This is a genomic window from Ruegeria sp. CDSA077 (assembly GCF_059612265.1).
Window position 1 is genome coordinate 1 of sequence record NZ_JBXWQG010000034.1, and the last position, 1,226, is coordinate 1,226.

Annotated in this window: 1 protein-coding gene; it reads right to left on the reverse strand. The window is 59.2% G+C overall.

Going from position 1 to position 1,226, the window contains the following annotated elements; genetic code table 11:
* Positions 1-50: 50 nt before the first annotated feature.
* Positions 51-1,226: elongation factor Tu (tuf, locus tag AC2FLE_RS21380; RefSeq protein WP_142640426.1), on the reverse strand; the 1,176-nt coding region annotated here is incomplete at its 5' end.

Sequence of the window (1,226 nt, forward strand, 5' to 3'; positions counted from 1 at the left end):
AAAGGGCGCCGGATGGGCGCCCTTTCCATTTGATCATTCGCTTGCGCGAATTACTCGACGATTTTCGACACAACGCCGGCGCCGACGGTGCGGCCACCTTCGCGGATGGCGAAACGCAGGCCGTTTTCCATCGCGATCGGTGCGATCAGCTCAACCTCGAACGACACGTTGTCGCCGGGCATAACCATCTCGGTGCCAGCTGCCAGGGTCACGGTGCCGGTCACGTCAGTTGTACGGAAGTAGAACTGCGGACGGTAGTTCGCGAAGAACGGCGTGTGACGGCCACCCTCTTCCTTGGTCAGGATATAGGCTTCGGCTTCGAACTTGGTGTGCGGTGTAACCGAACCCGGCTTACACAGAACCTGGCCACGCTCAACACCTTCACGGTCGATACCACGCAGCAGCGCGCCGATGTTGTCGCCCGCTTCGCCGCGATCCAGCAGCTTGCGGAACATTTCAACACCGGTACAGGTGGTTTTCTTGGTGTCGCGGATGCCGACGATTTCGATCTCGTCGCCAACATTGATCACGCCACGCTCAACACGACCGGTCACAACTGTACCACGGCCCGAGATCGAGAACACGTCTTCGACCGGCATCAGGAACGGCTGGTCAACAGCACGCTCAGGCGTCGGGATGTACTCGTCCACGGCAGCCATCAGCTTGCGGATCGATTCTTCGCCGATTTCCGGGTTGTTGCCTTCCATCGCGGCCAGTGCCGAACCGGCAATGATCGGAATGTCGTCGCCAGGGTAATCATACGAGCTCAGCAGCTCGCGGATTTCCATTTCAACCAGCTCCAGCAGCTCTTCGTCGTCAACCTGGTCAACTTTGTTCATGAACACGACCATGGTCGGGATGCCAACCTGGCGGCCCAGCAGAATGTGCTCGCGGGTCTGAGGCATCGGGCCGTCAGCCGCGTTCACAACCAGGATCGCGCCGTCCATTTGCGCCGCACCAGTGATCATGTTCTTGACGTAGTCGGCGTGGCCGGGGCAGTCAACGTGGGCGTAGTGACGCGCATCGGTCTCGTATTCCACGTGGGCCGTCGAGATGGTGATGCCGCGGGCCTTCTCTTCCGGCGCGCCGTCAATCTGGTCATACGCTTTGAAGTCACCAAAATACTTGGTGATCGCTGCGGTCAGCGTCGTCTTGCCGTGGTCAACGTGCCCAATCGTGCCAATGTTGACGTGCGGCTTATTACGCTCAAACTTTTCCTTTGCCAT